Origin of the sequence: Proteus hauseri (assembly GCF_040139125.1) — a bacterium.
Lineage (GTDB): Bacteria > Pseudomonadota > Gammaproteobacteria > Enterobacterales > Enterobacteriaceae > Proteus > Proteus hauseri_B.
Genome location: NZ_JBEEUB010000008.1, coordinates 223,273 through 243,012, shown reverse-complemented (window position 1 = coordinate 243,012; position 19,740 = coordinate 223,273). Strand labels below are relative to the sequence as shown.

At 39.5% G+C, this 19,740-nt stretch carries 11 protein-coding genes; 7 read left to right on the top strand and 4 right to left on the bottom strand.

Annotation, left to right across the window (positions count from 1 at the left end; genetic code table 11):
* The 3 genes from ABN099_RS14475 to yajD all read right to left on the bottom strand — a co-directional run.
* On the bottom strand, positions 1–8,682 hold an 8,682-nt coding region (locus ABN099_RS14475), incomplete at its 3' end, for a hemagglutinin repeat-containing protein (RefSeq protein ID WP_349464587.1).
* A gap of 78 nt (positions 8,683–8,760) precedes the next feature.
* Entirely contained in the window at positions 8,761–10,467 is a 1,707-nt protein-coding gene (locus tag ABN099_RS14470; protein WP_349464585.1) for a ShlB/FhaC/HecB family hemolysin secretion/activation protein, read from the bottom strand.
* A 733-nt stretch (positions 10,468–11,200) separates the two neighbouring features.
* A complete protein-coding gene (gene yajD / locus ABN099_RS14465; protein ID WP_349464584.1) occupies positions 11,201–11,548 on the bottom strand; it encodes an HNH nuclease YajD in 348 nt (115 codons plus the stop codon).
* A gap of 285 nt (positions 11,549–11,833) precedes the next feature.
* On the opposite strand from yajD, the gene ABN099_RS14460 reads away from it, so the two are divergent.
* Positions 11,834–12,310: a cold-shock protein gene (locus tag ABN099_RS14460; RefSeq protein ID WP_349464583.1), complete on the top strand. Its 477-nt coding sequence runs from the start codon at positions 11,834–11,836 to the stop codon at positions 12,308–12,310.
* A gap of 7 nt (positions 12,311–12,317) precedes the next feature.
* Here the strand turns inward: ABN099_RS14460 and ABN099_RS14455 are convergent, their stop codons facing one another.
* Positions 12,318–13,016, bottom strand: a complete 699-nt coding sequence (locus ABN099_RS14455; RefSeq protein ID WP_349464581.1) for an RluA family pseudouridine synthase — start codon at positions 13,014–13,016, stop codon at positions 12,318–12,320.
* A gap of 170 nt (positions 13,017–13,186) precedes the next feature.
* Here ABN099_RS14455 and ABN099_RS14450 point away from each other — a divergent pair, with 170 nt between their 5' ends.
* The 6 genes from ABN099_RS14450 to kduD all read left to right on the top strand — a co-directional run bounded on the left by ABN099_RS14450 (position 13,187) and on the right by kduD (position 19,680).
* Positions 13,187–13,432 carry a DUF2543 family protein gene (locus tag ABN099_RS14450; protein ID WP_349464580.1) on the top strand — a complete coding sequence of 82 codons (246 nt, stop codon included), beginning with the start codon at positions 13,187–13,189 and terminating at the stop codon, positions 13,430–13,432.
* Positions 13,433–13,723: 291 nt separating this feature from the next.
* Positions 13,724–14,464, top strand: coding sequence for a MurR/RpiR family transcriptional regulator (locus ABN099_RS14445; RefSeq protein ID WP_349464578.1), 741 nt, complete (start codon positions 13,724–13,726; stop codon positions 14,462–14,464).
* Between the two features lie 342 nt (positions 14,465–14,806).
* Positions 14,807–16,363: a PTS transporter subunit EIIC gene (locus tag ABN099_RS14440; RefSeq protein WP_349464576.1), complete on the top strand. Its 1,557-nt coding sequence runs from the start codon at positions 14,807–14,809 to the stop codon at positions 16,361–16,363.
* 12 nt (positions 16,364–16,375) lie between these two features.
* Complete coding sequence (locus ABN099_RS14435) at positions 16,376–17,746, top strand: class-II fumarase/aspartase family protein (protein ID WP_349464598.1); 1,371 nt, start codon at positions 16,376–16,378, stop codon at positions 17,744–17,746.
* A 252-nt stretch (positions 17,747–17,998) separates the two neighbouring features.
* Positions 17,999–18,835, top strand: a complete 837-nt coding sequence (gene kduI / locus ABN099_RS14430; RefSeq protein ID WP_349464575.1) for a 5-dehydro-4-deoxy-D-glucuronate isomerase — start codon at positions 17,999–18,001, stop codon at positions 18,833–18,835.
* An 83-nt stretch (positions 18,836–18,918) separates the two neighbouring features.
* Positions 18,919–19,680, top strand: coding sequence for a 2-dehydro-3-deoxy-D-gluconate 5-dehydrogenase KduD (kduD, locus tag ABN099_RS14425; RefSeq protein ID WP_349464574.1), 762 nt, complete (start codon positions 18,919–18,921; stop codon positions 19,678–19,680).
* Positions 19,681–19,740 lie beyond the last annotated feature (60 nt).

The window sequence follows — 19,740 nt, the reverse complement described above, 5'->3', positions numbered from 1 at the left end:
CCAGCCTAAGGTGTCTGTTCCAAGGCTGTTTTTGTCTTTATTGGCAGTTGAGCCAATTACAGCGCCATCAAGCTGAGTATGCTCTTTTACCTTAACATCAAAGCCCTCTTTGCCAGCAAACAGCCCAGTTTGTTCTTTCACGCTGTCGTAATTGCTGTGCAGCTTGTCTTTACTCGCACTAAGATTAAGGGTTGGATTACTTGAGCCGAGAGTATAACCGCCGCCAAGACTAATATTTTGCTGCTTGGCATCATAACGGTCGCGATCTTGCTGACTTTCTAGGGTGAGATTACGCCCCACATTGGCGGTGATCTGTTCACCGCTGACTTGTGCCCCTTTAAGCGTTGTATCGCGTTTACTGGTAAGGTTAACTTGCTTACCGGCATCTAAGGTGGTTTCTGTGTGAGTGACGCCATTGCTATTCTCGCGCCCTTTACCGGCATTTACGCTGGCTGAAAGATTAACCCCAGCACCGCCTTCACCTACGCCTAAGCCAACCCCGACACTGTCGCCTTTACTGCTATTTCTGCCTTGGGTGCTTTCACTATTTTGCGCTGATAAGAGATGGATATCTTGTGCCGCATTTAAGGTGATTTCGTTACCCGCTTTAAGTTGGCTTCCTTCAATGGCAATATCACCGCTGGTTTTCTCTTTATTTTTACCTGTGGCGCTAATCGAGAGGTTTTGCCCTGCATTGAGTGTACTGCCTTGAGAAACCATGCTTTCAGTATGGGTTTCGCTTTTCGAAGATTGGCTGCCATAAGAGACGCTTACACCAATGGTATTAGTCGCGCCTTTTTCAGCGCCGTCCTCACCAGCTTTCACACCCGTTTCTGCATTTTTCGCGTCGGCGGCTTGTGAAATTAAGCTATCTTGTTGATAAGCAACTCCTGCTTGCACACCAGAGAGTGCGGCTTTAGTCCCTTGTAGTGCACTTAAACGGCCATCGCTCTCTTTTCTCGCTTGTTGTGCGGTGCTAACCGCCGTATTGAGTGCACTGCCTACGGTGCCTGATAACGCTACACTTAAGCCACTCTGTTTCGACTCAAAAGTTTCTTCACGGGTACGTTTATCAAAACCGGGGTCGATTTGAACGCTATCACCCGTTAGATTGATCTCTTTATTGGCGACAATATCGGCACCACCAATATGCAATTTATCATTGGCGGTAATATTGACATTGCCTTGGGTGCTGCCAATGGTGCTGGCGCTTTGGTTTTGTGTGGTACCTTGTTCATCAACTTGATGACGAGAAGATTGCTGACCGATGGTGAAACCAATACCGCCATTACTAAAGACACCACTGCGCTTTTTCTCTTCCAGTAATGAATGCGAGTCCGTTTCTGTTGTTGCAGAGATATTGACATTATTGCTCGCCTTTAACGTGACATCCTGCTCAGCCACAACAGAAGAACCACTCACCTGAATATCATTGCTGGCATTGATATTGACGAGCTCGCCACTCACTATACTGCCTTGTTCTCGAGTGATGTGGTCATTTTGAACAGTGTGGGTACTGCTTGAGCTTAAAGAGCCTTTGCTATTTGAATGTTGTTCTAAAAACTCACTCTGTGTCTCTGTTGCGCTATTAATAGTGATATTTTGTTTAGCTGTTAAATCAATCGCCCCTTTTTCACTGTGCAGTGTACTGCCTGTAACGTTGATATCACGCTTATGTGCGACAATATCAACACCTTGTTGCCCACTTAACGTGCTACCAGTAACACTATTTTGCGAGGTTTCAACCACACGGTCACTACGTTTACTGCCACTGTTAACTTGCTCATTATCTTGATCTTCAAGATGCTGATTTGCTGCATGAATATCAATATTCTGCGCGTTGATACTGATTTTACCCTCTTGACTATCAACTTGAGCACCTTGTGCCGAGAGTGTGTTACCTGCATTTAATATCACCCCTTTATCGCCACTTAAGGTGCTTAATAGCAGACGTTCTTCTTTGCGAGTATTGCTAACAGAAGAGGTACTGCTATTGGCTTCAAGATGCGTTTTGGTGGTGGTGCTATCGGCAATAATATTGAGACTATCGCCCGCGTTGACGGTAAGTTGTTCACTCGCTTTGGCTTGGCTACCTTGCAAGGTGATATCTTTTCCTGCGGTTAAATTGAGATCACCACCTGCATTAAGTTCGCTACCTTGAGCGAGTTGCCATTCACCACTTATTTGGGCTAGACGATGTTCTTCTACTGGTTCTATTCCGTCACTGGTGCGATTACCCATTGCGCCGGAAATCACGCTGATTTCCCCCGAATGCGTACTTCTTGCGGTGGTGATGGCTAAATTATCACGGGCATTGAGATTGATATCGTTTAACGCATCCAGTTTTGCGCCTTGTAGCTGAATATCATTGCCTTTTAACGAAATATTGCTGCCACTTAATGACGCTTGACGTAAGGCGTCTTGTAAATGGGTACTCAGTGTAATGCTATCAGCTTGAATATTAATGTTTTCTGCATGAATATCGCCACCTTGATGTGCGAATTGTTTGGCATCAATGTCGATGCCTTTATTTGCCAGTAGTTGCCCAGCATTATTCACGCTATTGGCAGAAAGATGTAAATTATTACCACTGACAATGGCACCACTGCTGAGTAAGTTTAAGGTTTTATTCGCTAAGTACACTTTTGGCACTAACACCGTTTGTGATCCTTGTGCGGTATCCACCGTTTCACTGACTAACCAAACGATATCTTGTTGTAATGCCGCAATTTGTTCAGGTGTTAATGACACTCCGGGGCGCAAATTAAAATCACTGGCGACGTTAACGCCATTGTTCATTAAGAATTGATACTGCATCATCGCATTCCCTTCATAAAGAGAAGGGCGTCCAGTCAATTTTAAAACTTGTTCACGAACAAGGCGTTGTTCGTAGGATCCATCCCCTAATCGTTTATGCACTTGAGAAGGTGAATAACCCACACGAGAGAGTAGATAATCGCTACTAATAAATTTGCTGCGGCTAGTAAAACGCTCATCAGTAACAATTAAGAATGGGTTATCTGGCGATAAATGTTGTCGAAAGAGTCCGTTATTGGGGATCTCGGTGGCGATATTGCCTAAATGTTGTTTTTCAGTCAGTGCAATTTCAGCAGGTAAAAGAGGGCGTTCGAGTGGTGAGGTTGCATCAGAATGGGTTAACGTTGTTTTATCGCTGACAATAAAATCAGTATTCACTTCCTGTTTATTCGCCCCCTCGATATCAAAGGCGAGGGGATTACGTGCAAATTCAGCACGTTGCGCATCTACTGCTTTTAATGCGGCTTCAATGTCATTAATTTGTGCCGCATTAACCGTGGTGTTGGTAATGGAAGTGCCTTTGATGGTGACATTACCATTGCCTGAAATAACGCTTTCAATGGTGGTTAATGCGGTGGTTTCATCATGATCAAATGAAGGGTACCAATGATTTCCACTAATATCATAATGATCAACAATCTTTTCTTGGCGATGTTCATTAACGGAATAGGCTTTGTTCTCAAGTTTTCCGCTACCTTCAATGGATTGATCACCCGTTGAAATAATTGTGCTCGCCTCATTGAAAAGCACCTCAGAAACATTCACTTTCATCTTTCCACCGGAAAGAATACGAGCTCCGATGCCTTCAGAAATCAATTTATCGCGGATGGCGGTTCCTGATACGGTTCGCTCTCTTAAGCCGCTATAGTCACTGACATAAAGAAGATTATCGATATCAAGGTGTTGTTCAGGATCCCAAATTTCATTGTAGCCACGATTGTGCTCACGCCACACTGTATTATGGTAAGAGGTTGGTGTGCTTTTTTGGCGATCAGCATGACCTCGTGTTTCATAGAAAGTCATGGCATAACTACCATCACTGTTGGGTTTTAATGCAAGATAGTTGACCCAAATATCAGTCAGTTGACCCTCATTATTTTTAACCCTAACTTGTGCTCGCTTATTATTTGGGTCAATTTCAAGCAGCGTACCATATGGGTTATCAATGGCGGCTTGCTCATTTTTAACAGTGAGTTGTTGGGTGGTTGGCGCCATTTGGCGGCTATCGTCATGATGCTCAACTTCAAAAGAGCGCCAATAATAGTTATAACGATGCCAACGGTAATCACTGGTTTCAGCTTCTCGCTCAAAACTTAAGCCTTCACGTAAGTTATTTAGTCGCTTGGCACTAAGCGAAACATCGCCTTCGGCTTCTATCACACTCGCTCTATTTTCAATCAGCGTGCTAGACAGCGATAATTTGTCACCACTGTAAATCATCGCCCCTTCGTGATTAATAATGTTATCACTTGCATTTAAGTCTAAAGATTGTGTTATGGCGATAACGGCATCTTTTCCTTTATTATCGATAACGTTCGCGTTGATCACTGCGTTATCGCCCATTAAGGTTGCCGTGTTATCCAACCGATTTATCTTAAAAGCAAAATCATCTGCTTCAAGACGTCCGGTGTTGCGCGCAATATCGGTTGTGAGAGTGAGCGCTTTACTGACGAGTGAACCTTGGTTGGTAAACTGTGCGCTCTTTATTGTTAACTCTCTGGGTAGTAACCAGTGGGTTAAGTTTGTAAAAGCGCCTGTAATAGAAAGGGAGAGTGAATGATTACTACTTAGTATATCGCCAGCTCGTTGTATATAGTCTTGTGCCGCAGTCAGTGTTAATGCATTTTGACTTTGTAAGGTTCCACCTTGATTATCGATGGTCTGCGTATTAACCGTGAGTTTATTACCACTTTGGATTACACCTTGTTGATTTAATAAAACTAATGGTGAAGTGAAAGGGGTATTTTTGGCATTAATCTCAATGCTGTCATTGGCTAAAATATTCCCTTGTTGGTTATCAAGCGAAGTCAGATTTATCAGCGATAACAGATCGTTACTTTGTAATCGACCTTGTGTGTTATCGATATTTTTTGCAGAAATTACATTGTGGGTTGTACCCCAAATCAAGCCATTATCACGGTTGTTTAACGTATCTGTAGTGAGATTTAATATTCCTTGGCTACTTAAGATGCCGTTATTGTGGTTATCAAATTGGGTGGTTTTAATATTTAGCGCTTGTGTTGAAACCAATTGCCCTTGCTGATTTTGAATCTCTGTTGATGCAAGTGTTAATGCCTTACCACTATGAATTTTACCGCTTTCATTATTAATATGATTAACGAGGTAATGGCTATTGTTTTGGCTAATCAATGTGCCTTTTGTATTATCAAGCTGCTTGGCATTAAGCGTTAGTTCCCCTTGGCTACTGATATTACCTTGCTGATTTTGTACTTGGGAAGCGTGAATTGATTGATGTTGATTACTTCTAATTTTACCAAGGGTGTTATTCAATAAACCTGATAAAGTTAGGGTAATAGCCTGTTGACTATCAATTGACCCCGATTGATTTTGCAGTGATTTTGCCGTTAATAAGAGAGCGTCTGCGCTTTGTAATTTTCCTTGGCGATTATCCAGTTCATTTTCAACCAGAAGCTGTATCTGTTTTTGGCTATACAGCAAGCCTTGCAGTGAATTATCGATATTTTTGGCAAGTAATGTCAGCGTATTTCCGGCTAACCATTGTCCTGCGTTATTGCTGATCGTTTCAATGGTACTATTTGGCTGTTCACCTCGTGCATTAATCGCTTTTTGTGCACTGATTTTGCCTTGTGTATTGTTCACGCGATTGATGATATGCAAATCAATATTATCGCTGGATTGAATAATGCCATTCTCATTATTCAACGTATTAGCTGCTAAATTCGCTGCTTTTTGGCTTTGAATTTGCCCAGTTTGGTTATTAAAAATGGCTGTTTTAGCAGACCAACTGCCCAAACTGCCCATCCAACCTTTTATATTAAGAATATTAGCCGCTTGTAAGTATTGTGATGATTGGCTAAAAAGGCGACCTTGACGATTATCCAGTTGATTAACCAACTGAATATCTAACTGATTTAATGCATTTATCTCACCTTGAGTGTTAATAACATTATTTGCCTTAATTAAGGTATTTTCATGGCTAGTGAGTTTACCGTCTTGGTTGAGTAAATCGTTTTTTAACAAAAGTTGTAATGCTTTTAGGCTAACAATATTACCTTGTTGTTGATTGGTTAATTGACCGCCCTTTAAGGTTAAAATGCCATGACTTTGTACTATTCCGTTATTGTTATTAAATTGGCTGGTTTCAGTGCCTTGCCAATCTAATGTTTGCTGCGCGGTGATTTTACCTGCGGTATTAATCACATTGCCGTCAGTATTTAAGGTGAGTGCACCTGCTGATTGTAAATATCCCTCTGTATTATCAAGCGTATTAGCGTGAGCTATTACTTGGCTTCCCGCTTGTGTAACACCGCGTTGGTTATTCCAAATACTTTGCGTTTTTGCTATGAGATATTGACCCGCTTCAAGCAAGCCAAGGGTATTATGGATGGATTGATGAGAGGTCAACTCAAGGTTTTGAGTCGCAACAAGTTTACCTTGCTGATTGGCTAATTGGTTTGTCGTAATAACCAGTGAGTTAGCGTTAATTTCGCCATTTTGGTTATCGATATTTTTTGCGAAGAGGTTAAATAAATTTTCGCTTTGGATCGTCCCTTTTTTATTATTTAAATCGCCTTGTGTGGATAAGGTTAATGTTTTACCTGCTGCGATAATGCCTTGACGATTATTCAGCGCTTTTGAGGTTGAGAGCGTAAGCGTGTCTTGGCTAACTAATTGTCCTTGAATGTTATTTAGCGAGCCTGTTTTAATCTCGACTTGGCGACTATTGATCGTACCTAATGGGTTATTAAGTGTGTCATTGGTATTTAAAACCAATTTATGACCTGAAAGTAAGCTGCCTTTTTGGTTATCGATGCCAGATTTTGCGGTGAGTGTTAATGTCGATTGGCTTTTAATCTCACCGGATTGGTTATTAATAGTATTCGCATCGAGAGTAAGTGCGCCATTATTACCTAATACGCCCTGTTGATTATTAAGTTCCCCTTGGAACCACCAATGCTGTTTTGCGCTATTAAGCGTAACTAAACGCCCGTTTTGATTATTTAGACTGCCAGTATTGAGTTTTAATTGATAGGCTTCAATGCTGCCTTCGGTATTATCCAGTTGTCCGCGTAATGCCAAACCACTTTCGCTTTTTCCTGTTTGTGTCCAAATCCCTTTTTGGTTAAAGAGATTATTGGTATTGATATCCCAATTTTTAGTTTTAATGTGTGCTTGTCGAGATGAGACATCTCCTGTTGCTGCAATATGTGTTTTATTGGTGTCAATTTGCGTGTTATTTAAACGCACGTCACCTTGTGTGGCATTCAGTGTTAACGTTGAAGCTGCAATTTGGCTTTGACTCAAATCGACATTCTTTGCTGTTGCATTAATCTCTTTTTTACTAAGCAAATGACCATTGGCATAAATAGTCGACTGACTATTTAGGGTAAGGTTGGCATCTTGGGTGATCTGGCTATTTAGATTGCTGCCAGCAAGTAAATTACCTTGCGTCTGTATCTCTTTTTTGGCAGTTAAGGTGACATCCTGCGCTGCGGCTAAGGTGCCGGATTGAACAAGCGCACCTTCTTGGCTTTCAACTCGTAATGCGCCACCACTATGTAATTTACCTTGGTGCGTCACATCACCTTTTGCCAATAACGTGATATTGCTACCTGCTTGGGTGATGGCTTCTTGTGCTTTAGTCGATTGCCAAACTAATTGTCCATTACTGGTAACGGTTAAGGTTTTATCAGCTTGTAAATGAGCGGCTTGATTGCGAACGCCAACACCATTTTCAGTCCCCACCATGTGAATTTGACCGCTGTACATTCCCCCCATTTGCCCCATATCAATAGCAAATTCTGGTTTAATGTTGCTGTCTTTATTTTCTTTATTATTCAGTGCGGTGGCTTTATTTTGTGCATCGATATTATTGCGACCTGCAACAACGTCAATTTTCTCTTTTGCCCACACACCCGCATTGATTTCTACTGCGCGTGCTAATAAATCAACATATTGAGTATCATGGCGGCTATCGCCATTTAAGCCGCTGCCTTCAACACGAATAACACCTCGCTCAACATGGTAACCCACTAAACTACCATCACTATTGAGTTGAGGTTTACCGGTTGTTAAGGTCATTCTTCCTGCATTGATGGTGCCACAGCCATTACAAATAATGCCTGCTGGGTTGGCAATAATCACTTGCGCTTTACCGCCAGCAACCTCCAAAAAGCCTTTAATTTGGCTAGGATTATTACTGTTAATTTCGTTGAGAATGACGCGAGCAGGTGCGGTATTTTGATTTAAATTGGGATTGCCTTGAATGATGCCTGCGGTTTGTGTGGATGTCATTACCGCAGAGTTATTTAAGATTGCCCCTTTTTGCTCAACATCAAATTGGCGGTATTGGTTATGCGATATTCCTGCGTTATTGGCGGCAACAATATTGACTTGTTGCAGCCCATTTTGGGTATTAATCACGTCAGGACGTTGATTTTGAGGTGCTCGATTATCGGCAATAATGCCGTCAGCAAAGGCGCCATTACAGCTTAACGTCAGCCATAATAATAACGCGGTGTGACGTAAGGTAACCCATAAACGAGCCTCTTGAGCACTGCGAGTTTGCCCAGATACTGTGCTGCAACTTTTGGTTAATTCTGAAACAACACGTAATTCCCCATGAGTACGGCTGAAGATAAGACGGTAACAATGCTTATTCATAGATAATACCTTTAAAATCAACAATCCAAAAAAGAGAAAGGATTAGTTAAACCAAGGGGAATAACTGCCACAGAAAGATTAAATTTCTACATTAAGACTAAAACCAGCGGTCACACCTGAGGTATAAAAGCGCTCGGGTTTATAAAGAGGCGTACCGATAAAAACGTCGTAATTTATCCGAGACCAAAGTGAGCCGCGTAAACCCAGCACAGTTCCAGCAAGTTGATGCCCGACGAGATAGTGCGTGTTGGCACCCTCAACGCGACCATAATCGATGCCTAAATAGAGCTCTTGCCCTTGAGAAAACAGGTTCCACGCAATGTCATTGCGCCAAAGCAGGGCTTTTTCACCAGATAGGTTCTGTTCGCCATCAAAACCGCGCACGGTATAACGCCCGCCAATCGCCATGCGGTCTTGTGGCGTTAACGCGTGTTGACTCCATTGACCACGCAGTGAGGTATTCCAACGCCAAGGTTGTTCACCCAAAGAGAAAGGTTGATTAAAACTAAGATCGCCAAGCCACATGCCGGTTCTCGCACTACCGCTGTCGGTTGCTTCTTCGGGGGCGGGCAATGCATGAAATGCCCCTGTACCTCGACGCCAGTTAATGTTGGCATCTAATGTAGAAGTACCGAAGTAACTGCGCTGATTGAGTCCAATTTCCCATCCCGCAGTACGACGATGTTGTTGGTCGATATCAATCTGATTGACCGCATTGGTGGAATGTTTGCGATAAGCACGTATATTCAGGGTGGTTTTATGAAATTGATTACGGAATAGCAGTCGTGACACAGTAAATTGCGCATTGTCACTTTTGCCGCTATAACGAAGTACTTCATTAGCGTTAGGAATACTTTGGTGATAGGTATAATGGTTATAATTTGCGGAAAATGACCAATATCCTACGGGAATAAAATAATTAAACGTATATGAGCGATTACCAAAAGGACCATGATCAAAGAAATCTTTACTGACATTGGCATAGAACAGATCGTTTTGAGAGAAAGGTGCATCAATGGCCAATGTCGCCGAACCTAAATAACGGCCGGTACTTTTTGAACCGCTATTATCTAACCCCAAACTTAGCCGCACAGGGCGCTGTTCTTGCCAACTCACAACTAAATCACTGGTTGCATCTTCTTTGCCGGGGACAATTTGAATATTTGCTGTGACATTGGGCACGCGTTTGAAATTTTCTAACCCTTGTTCAATATCACGTAGGTTAAGAATATCCCTTGATGATGTGGGGATCGCATTCCATAAACGAGCACGCCAAGAGACATTATCATCAAAACGGATCTCATGAATTCGACCGGGTTGTAGTGTGAGTGTTAAATGACCTTGTGTAAGATCTTGTTCTTGTACCATAACTCGAGTGGTTACATAGCCTTTTGATAATATTTCATTTTGAATTTTGTTCACGACTAACAAAATACCTTGTTCACCAAGGCAATGACCTTTAGCGTCATCCACCGCTTTTAGTGCCCATTGGAAATCACGAGAAGCTTCCCCCTCAAGCGTAAGGGTATTAATCAAAAAACAGGGTTTTTCATTAAGAGGGTAGCCAGGAAGTTCGATATCGGAGCGAGGAAGACGAGTATCAATATCAGGTCTATTTTGCTGCTGTAAAACACGCTCTCGCTCTTTTTGGCGCTGTTGTTCTCGATCATCAATCGACACGGCTTGTTCTGCCGGTGTAGGGGAAGTATATGGTGCTGCAATTAATGGAACAGATAAAAAATAAAAAGAGAACAATTTCCATTTTATATAATGACATTTATTCATTTTTTGAATAACTTCCTAATAATGCTAATTGTTAGCCAATAGTTTTATATATCACGCAGTAACGTAATGACGATGTTATTTATCTCTACGATATATAAGAAGAAATACCGTAAATATTAGAAATAATAGATTGGTTATATTTATTACTGATTTATCTTGGTTTTAATTTAGCCAAGTTAGCATAAAAAAATCAAGGTAAATTTATATTGAGCTAATATCCTTGTATTTATTATCTGCTTAATAGATTTAAAGTAATTATGTTTATTATTTTTGGTTGAATTATTTAAGGAAGTATCTAAAAATATTGCGTTCCACTTCAATTTGAATACAGAAAATTAAAGTGTTTTTGATAGGTGGTGAGCGGCTAATTCGTATGTTTATCAGTTGGCTGTGCTTGTTTCTTTGATCAGATGTTTGAATGTATCCGTGATATTTGTGCGAGTGAATGGTGAGTATATTCACGAATAAAAAATATCTTTTTAATAGTAGCGGCTTAACTAATTAATTGTCGCACTGATCCGGTTATTTTAATGAACTTTCTTTACCAGTTAGTTTTGTACCAAAGCGAATATTGAAAATTTAATTATGATAATTAAATATGGATAAAGGCTGAATATTTAAGTATAGAAAGGCTTGCTAAAATAAATCAGCAAAAAAGAGTCGCCTTACTATTTTTATAATGCTAACTAAATTACCAACGTTGGTTTTATATTATTAGCAGATATTACTAACACTATTTTTTATTATTAAGCATTGACTTTAAATCAGCGAAAGGATTATAAGTTGCTGCATCAACATCTTTTTGCGCATCCTCTCCCGCTATTACTGTTGTACCGTATTGGACTGCTTCAGTGTATTTTGAGTGTTCATGATCATGGCAAAATAGGCACAATAATTCCCAGTTACTGCCATCTTCTGGGTTATTGGTATGGTCGTGATCAATATGATGAACGGTTAATTCTCGTAGGTTTGAATACACAAATTCTCGTGCACAACGTCCACATACCCATGGGTAGATTTTCAGTGCTTTTTCACGGTAACCACTTTCTAAACGTGCATAGTTTTTTGGGATCAGAGCCATTGCAAATATTACCTGTTTTAAAAAAATAGTTTTACGATAGGACTTCTAATATACCCCATACCCATAATGGAACAGAAGGAGAAATAGAGCAGGAATAGAATGTCATTTTTTAGTTTTGGGTATGAGAAACTTTAGCCACAGTATTTTACTCTGTGACTTAATTTCTCTCTCTTATATATACTAAAATTAATCTACTCGACTTAAAACCAAAGACATAGTCTGTATCTGCATTGTGCTTTATACTACGCGCAGAAAAACTAGGTAGATAATGATTAAGAGGCGGTAATGGCGATGAATGGAACGATCACAACGTGGTTTGAAGATAAAGGTTTTGGATTTATCAAAGATGAAGACGGTGATAATCGTTATTTTCATGTGATTAAGGTCTCTAACCCTGATCTGATAAAAAAAGGTGCTGCGGTGACTTTTGAACCGACCACCAATACTAAAGGCTTGTCAGCTTATGCTGTCAAAGTGATACCAGATAGCAAATACATCTATATTGCAGGTGAGCGAATTAAGCTTACCGCTATCAAGTCTTATGTGGTTTATAGTGAAGAAGTACCTGCTGATACACGCATTGATAAAGAAAATACCGTGCTATCTGTTGGCGCATTGATGAATAGTATTAGACCAAAATCAGCTAACTCTGATGAAATGCGCTCTCTAAAAAAATTAGCTATCACTACGCTTCATGGAACAATATTAACGTTCTCTGAAGATGAAATTGATATCGAAGCAACAATAAAAGTACTGAAATAATTTATGTTTAGAATGGACTCGCACTATGCGCTTTTATCATCTCTTTACTTATTGGGTGAATAAAATGCAGCTCGCTTGCATGTAGCATCAGTCGTGGAGTCTGTTCTGTACCCAGTAATAATCTGCCACCATACAAATCACAACCCAAAATAGGATGACCTAATAGCTGACAATGTATTCTGAGTTGGTGAGTGCGTCCTGTTTCTGGTGTGAGTTGAACCCGCGTTAATGGCAGTAATGTGCCGTTTTCTAATTGGCGATAAAAGCGTTCAATCACTCGATAATGAGAACGCGAAGGTTTGCCGTGGATTTCAGAAATGGTCATCAACGGAAACAATGCGGGATCTTTAGCAATTGCTGCATCTATTATCCCTTCGTTATCGTCTACATGCCCACAAAGTAGTGCGCTGTAGACTTTGGTTACGGTACGCTGACTAAATTGCTGACTAAGTTCGGCATTTATCGCTTTATTACGAGCTACTACCATCAATCCTGAAGTACCAAAATCAAGGCGATGAACTAATGTGCAATCAGGGAATAACGTTACTAACCGATGATGCACTGAATCGATATTTTGTGGATTTTTTCCTGACAAACTAAGAAGCCCTGAAGGTTTATTGATAAGTACTAGATGAGCGTCTTGATAGAGAACCTCAATTTCATCATGGCAAGGTGGGGCAATAAAGGTATCAATAATCTTAGACATCAGGCTATCCGAATAAAAAGTAGGTGTGGATAATAGCGAATTTTAAGCTGACTAGCGACAACCCATCTTGCGGCTTATAATGTTCAAATATTCTATATTACAGTTTCCATTTTTAAGCGACTACGATGTAGGCAATAATAGATATCAGCATTAACCCTTGAGGGCGACCTATGAATAATGAAATACCATTTAAATATTATGACATCGTGGAAGAATATGCGATGGAATCTGCAAAACCAGTAGATGAAGCAGAAGAAGATGCCCTGGCACGTTATTTTCAGTTACTGCTCACTAGCTTGACGAATAACGAAGAAATCAGTGAAGATACGCAGAAAGAAATGGCGAAAGAAGCGGGAATTAATGCGCAACGCATTGATGATATCGCGACATTTTTAAATCAATGGGGTAATGAATAACTCTGATTGATAGCGTTATTAGATGAGCAACAATATCTTCAATATATTGTTATTTATCACTATTTTTTAAAGCGGTCGATAGTTCGACATTTTGTGGCGAAACGTCCGCTTTTTATTACAGCTTTCTTGTTCTTTATTTTTTTCTTAGATTACTTAATAATCATCCTAACTCACAAAATTGCTATGTGAATCCCTGCATAAGCATATGATTTAACGTATACTCAATCTCTTGACGAGAAGCTATAATTTCATATATTACGATATCATCAAAGGCAATTTATTAGGTGAGATATGCTGGATTTTTTAAAAAATTACGACAATTTAACGGTCAGCGAAAAAAAAGTATTAAAATATCTCACTGATAATATTTCTGATATTCCATTTTTAAATATTAATGAATTAGTAGAGAAAACATTTGTATCAAAAACCGTAATCATTAACTTATCGCAAAAGTTAGGGTTTAGTGGATTTAAAGAGCTTAAATTTCAAATTAATAATTATAACTTAACAAAAAATAAAGTAGAAAAAATCAATTCTTCATCTTATAAAAAACAGCTAGAAAAAAATATTAATAAAAGTTTTACCTTAATTAATGAAGAACAGATCCATGATTGTGCCAAAACATTACGCCATTCTAGAAATATCTTTATTGTTGCAAGAGGCACCAGTAAAGCGGTGGGGTATTACCTTGAGCATCTATTGTTTGCGTTAGGACTTCACTGTTTTTTTATTAATGATTACAACTTATCTGATTCTTTTACTCGACTCGTTAATGAAGATGATACGGTGATTTTTATCTCCCTTTCTGGTGGAACTAAAAAAATTATTGAAACGGCTAAAATTGTGCAGTTAAAAGATGCCAACATCATTAGTATGACCGCCTTTCATACCAACGAACTTACCGCTTATGCAAACAATACCCTGTTTTGTTTTGCAGATAGTCACGACACTAAAAGAGATGATACAAAATCTAGAATTGGTTTTTTTATTCTAGTGGATTTACTTATTAATGAACTGGAAAATTTACTTTAGTTTTATAGCAATAATAAGTTTTTCTAGAGATGATAATTTATTTACAATTATTAATTGATTAATATTAATCAATAATCACTTATATTTAAAAATCAAAATAAAATATTTATTCAATAATAACAGCTATTTTCTTATTAACTTATTTTTCTTAAATTGGAAATATATGAATGATATAAAACTATTTTATATCAGTTATTGCTATTTCATTTTTAATCTTAAGACCTAGGTCATAAATAATGACCTAAGATAATATTTAAAACCGCAACGTCATTCATTTTATAGAACACCCAGTGCTAGAGTAGCTCTGTAATTTTTTATATTCAGAGTCATAAGGAAAAAAATATGGCCAGAAAAAAGTTCAGTGAATCCATTCAACGCTTTGGTAGAACCCTACTGCTACCTATCGGCGTTTTAGCGCCAATTGGTATGATACTGGGGATTAGTGGTGCTCTCGTTCAGTCTTATATGATTGCTCGATTTCCATTCTTAGGGAATGAAACAGTCAATGCATTATTAGTCAGTATCCGCTCTATTGCCGGCGTTATTTTTGACAATATCCCGCTCCTATTTGCCATGGGGGTCGCTTATGGCATGAGCCATAAAGATAAGGGGATAGCGGTCTTTGCCTCCGTCGTCGGATACTTAACCTTGATAAGTACCATCAATATCTGGTTGGTATTGACGGGTAAACTTGCGGATCCTGCGATTATGACGCAAGTGGGGCAAATCAAGGTTCTAGGCATACAAACCATGAATATTAGTGCCGCAGGAGGGATTATCACTGGATTAATTGCCGCTTGGGCGACCGATAAATTCTATAATCTTGAGCTTCCTACCGCATTTGCCTTCTTCTCAGGTAAAAAATCCGTCGCCATTATTATGGTCGGGTTAATGATTGGTGTTGGTTCGTTACTACCCTTTATTTGGGAAGTCTTAGTGATGGGATTAACTAAGCTTTCAGCCGTATTTTTAAGCCCTGTAGGACCTTTCTTTACCGCAGGGGGTGAACGACTGTTTATTCCATTTGGCTTACACCATGTATGGAACGTTCTGTTTAGATTCACTGAAGCCGGTGGTTCTTACATTATTGATGGACAAACCTATGTCGGTGTTGTTCCTGCAATGACAGAAGTGCTGTTTAACCAAGGACCAAGCAGTGAATATTGGGCGATGATGCCAAGCTTGACTCGCTTTATGGCACAACAGCAAATGCTGGTCACGCTATTCTTATTCCCTGCTATCGCATTGGCAATTTACAAAACAGCTAAAAAAGAGAACCGTGCTGAAGTTAAATCAATGCTGGTTACCATGGTATTAACCGCGATGCTCGGAAACGTTACTGAGCCGTTGGAATTTACCTTTGTCTTTATTGCACCGCTCTTATATTTAATTTACGCCATTATTGTGGGTATTGGTGCGGTTTTACTCTCTTTCGCGGGTGTTGCTATTGGTTATATCCGAGGAACGGTCTTTGACTTCACTATCTTTGGTTTGCTTTACGAAAATACAAACTGGATTTTCTTAGTCATTATTGGCACCAGTTTAGCGGTAGTGACTTACTTTATCTTCTGCTGGGCTATCGTGAAATTTGATATCAAAACACCAGGAAGAGAAGAGTCTAGCAACCTTAAAAATACATTAATCAAAGAAAAACGTTATGGCGAAATTGCAGAGATCTTAATTCAAGCATTAGGTGGTAAACAAAATATTCGTAACGTTGATAACTGTATTACAAGACTTCGTATTGATATTTCAGAAGTGAATCAAATAGATAAAGATCTAATGTTGGAATCAGGTTGTACAGCATTCTTTATACCTGCGGCAAATCATGTCCATGTTGTTTACGGACCAAAAGTAGAGTTTGTCCGAAATGCTGTTGATGAAGCAATGAAGAAATAAAAAGGATACATGATGAGAGCGTTATACGATTCTAAAAGTAAAACAATTGATGATCGCGGTATAAAAGAGCTGCTATCCAATGAAGCCAAATATTCAACTTGGTTAATGTTTGAATCAATGTTAGCTCAAGCTCAAGCAGAACAAGGTTTTATTCCACAATCTGCCGCAGATGAAATTAAAGAAAAGGCAGTTATAGAGAATATAGACTTTGAAGAGATGAGCCGTATTTATCAAAAAATCGGTCATGGTTTTGTGCCTTTTTTAAAGGTATTAGTGAACGCATGTTCAGAAGAGAGTGGTAAATATATCCATTACGGTATTACCACACAAAATATACAGCAAAGTTCACAGCTCTATATGATGAAAACAGTGCACCATAAATTTATGTTGCTCTTAAGTGAGATCATCGAAAACTTATCAGGTTTAGCTGAGAAGACTAAGCATATGGTGATGGCAGGAAGAACGCATGGACGCCATGCGATTCCTATCACTTATGGTTATAAAGTCTCTGTATGGATAAGTGATTTTATCGACTGTTATCAGCGCATGAAAGAGTGCGAAAAGCGAGTATTTACTATCATGATGGGTGGTGCTGTTGGTGCATTTAACTCAATGCCTGAAGTGGGAATGAAAGTCCAAAAACGTGTTGCTGAATTAGTGGGTATGGAGGCGATGGAAGTGCCATCGCGTAATCTCAGTACGCATAAATTAGAATATATGGCTAATTTAGCGCTAATGGCAAATATCTGTCATAAAATTGGCGAAGAAGTGTATAGCACTACACTAGAAGAGATAGCCGAGGTTTCTGAAGGATTTACTAAAGGTACAGTGGGTAGCAGCACTATGCCTCATAAAATAAATCCAAAACTGGCAAAAGGAATTATTGCTAACTCACAAAAACTCTACTCTTTACCGAGTGTTGGTATGTATTCCGCGGTGAGACCTTATGAGGGTGATAGCAGCTCTTATATGTTATTTGATGGATTACTTGAAGAAGCCTTAGAGCTGACAACGGAAATTCTATTAAGAACAGAAGAGCTTTCTAGAACAATCGTGCCTCATGAAGAAAGAATGCTACATAACGTATTAAGAAACAAAGGATTAGATAATACTGAATACGTTATGATGAAAATGGCAGAAAAATTAGGTAAAGATAAAGCGCACTCATTGCTCTATGAAGAGGCAATTAAAACTGCCGCTGATGGTGAAGATTTTTATACCAACTTGACCAAAAACGAGGTCATTACCGCCGCATTTAGTCATGATGAAATCAAAGCAATGTTAGATCCTCGCTCTTATATTGGTTTATCTGTCGAAATTGCAGAGAAAGAGTCAAAACGCGGGTTAGCGATTGCTCAAGAAATTAAGCAAAACTATAAATAAAGTCATCAAGTATCCATAAATAAATCATTATCAGTTAAGTTTAGAGCCACTCAAATGAGTGGCTCTTTTTGTTGTCTCCTCGCTAAGATAATACCTTTTTATATAAAAAGAACGACATGCTCAAAAAACTAAAACAATGTTTTATATTTTTATTGATGGTTGTGTTTTTTATTGATATCGTGTCTCTATAAAAGTGATGCATTTTCACACATTATCATTAATGCCTATCAAGGCTAGGAATTGAGGTTCATTATGCAAACTCGTCAAAGCATTCATAGCGACCATGCCAAACAACTTGATACCGAAGGCTTGCGCCGCGAGTTTCTGATAGAAGAGGTTTTTAGCCCCAACAAACTGACGATGACTTATAGCCATATTGATCGCATTGTATTTGGCGGCATTATGCCAGTAGGTTCTGCGCTAACTTTTTCTAATGAATTAGGTAAATCTTTTGGTGTCACATACTTCTTAGAGCGCCGTGAATTAGGTCTTATTAATATCGGCGGTGCGGGTGTTATTACCGTTGATGGCACAGATTATGAGGTGGGTAAAGCGGAAGCACTTTACGTGGGTAAAGGTGCTCGTGATGTGAGTTTTAAGAGTATTGATTCCACTCAACCTGCTAAATTTTATTACAACAGCGCACCCGCACATACAACGTATCCAACACGTAAAATCACACAAGATCAGGCTTCTCCTGAAACATTAGGGGACGCAAGTACCAGTAATCGCCGTACTATTTATAAATATTTAGTGCCGAATGTATTACCTACCTGCCAATTAGTGATGGGTATGACCCAGCTAGAGGAAGGAAGCCTTTGGAATACCATGCCTTGCCATACACACGAACGCCGTATGGAAGTCTATTTTTATTTCAATATGAAAGAAGATGCTGCGGTATTCCATATGATGGGTAAACCTGATGAAACTCGTCATCTATTAGTCCATAACGAACAAGCCATTATTTCGCCAAGTTGGTCTATTCATGCTGGTGTTGGAACACAGGCTTATACCTTTATTTGGGGTATGGTGGGTGAGAATCAGGTCTTTAGCGATATGGACCATGTTGCGGTTCGCGATCTGCGCTAATCAGATAAATGTATTACTCATAATAAAGTAGCTGCCAAGTATATGAATTGGCGGTACATATTTTCTATATTCGAGGTAATAGTATGATCCTGAATGCATTTGATCTGAAAGGTAAAGTCGCCATTGTAACTGGCTGTAATACAGGTTTAGGACAAGGCATGGCATTAGGTCTTGCTCAAGCGGGTTGCGATATTGTGGGAATTAACCTTGTTGAACCGACAGAAACTATCGCTGAAGTGGAAGCATTAGGTCGTCGCTTTTTGAGTATAAAAGCGGATGTTAGCAAAACCAGTGAGTTACCTGCATTAGTTGATAAAGCGGTTGCTCATTTTGGTCATGTCGATATTTTAGTCAATAACGCAGGTATTATTCGCCGAGAAGACGCGATCAATTTTACAGAGAAAGATTGGGATGATGTGATGGATCTCAATATTAAAAGTCTCTTCTTCATGTCTCAAGCGGTGGCTAGAAAATTTATCGCACAAGGTACGGGTGGCAAAATTATTAATATTGCGTCAATGCTCTCTTTCCAAGGTGGTATACGTGTACCGTCTTACACGGCTTCTAAAAGTGGCGTTATGGGTGTCACCCGTTTGTTAGCGAATGAGTGGGCAAGTAAAGGCATTAATGTTAATGCTATCGCTCCGGGCTATATGGCAACCAATAATACAGCAGCGCTACGTGCTGATGAAGAGCGCAATGCGGCTATTTTAGAACGTATCCCCGCAGAGCGTTGGGGTGTTCCGAGTGACATGATGGGACCTGTTGTTTTCTTAGCATCATCAGCTGCTGATTATATTAATGGCTATACCATCGCAGTTGATGGTGGTTGGTTGGCTCGTTAATGCACTATTATTGAAGAAGGCGCCCAAAGGCGCCTTTTTTCGTTGCGCTAGGAATAGGGG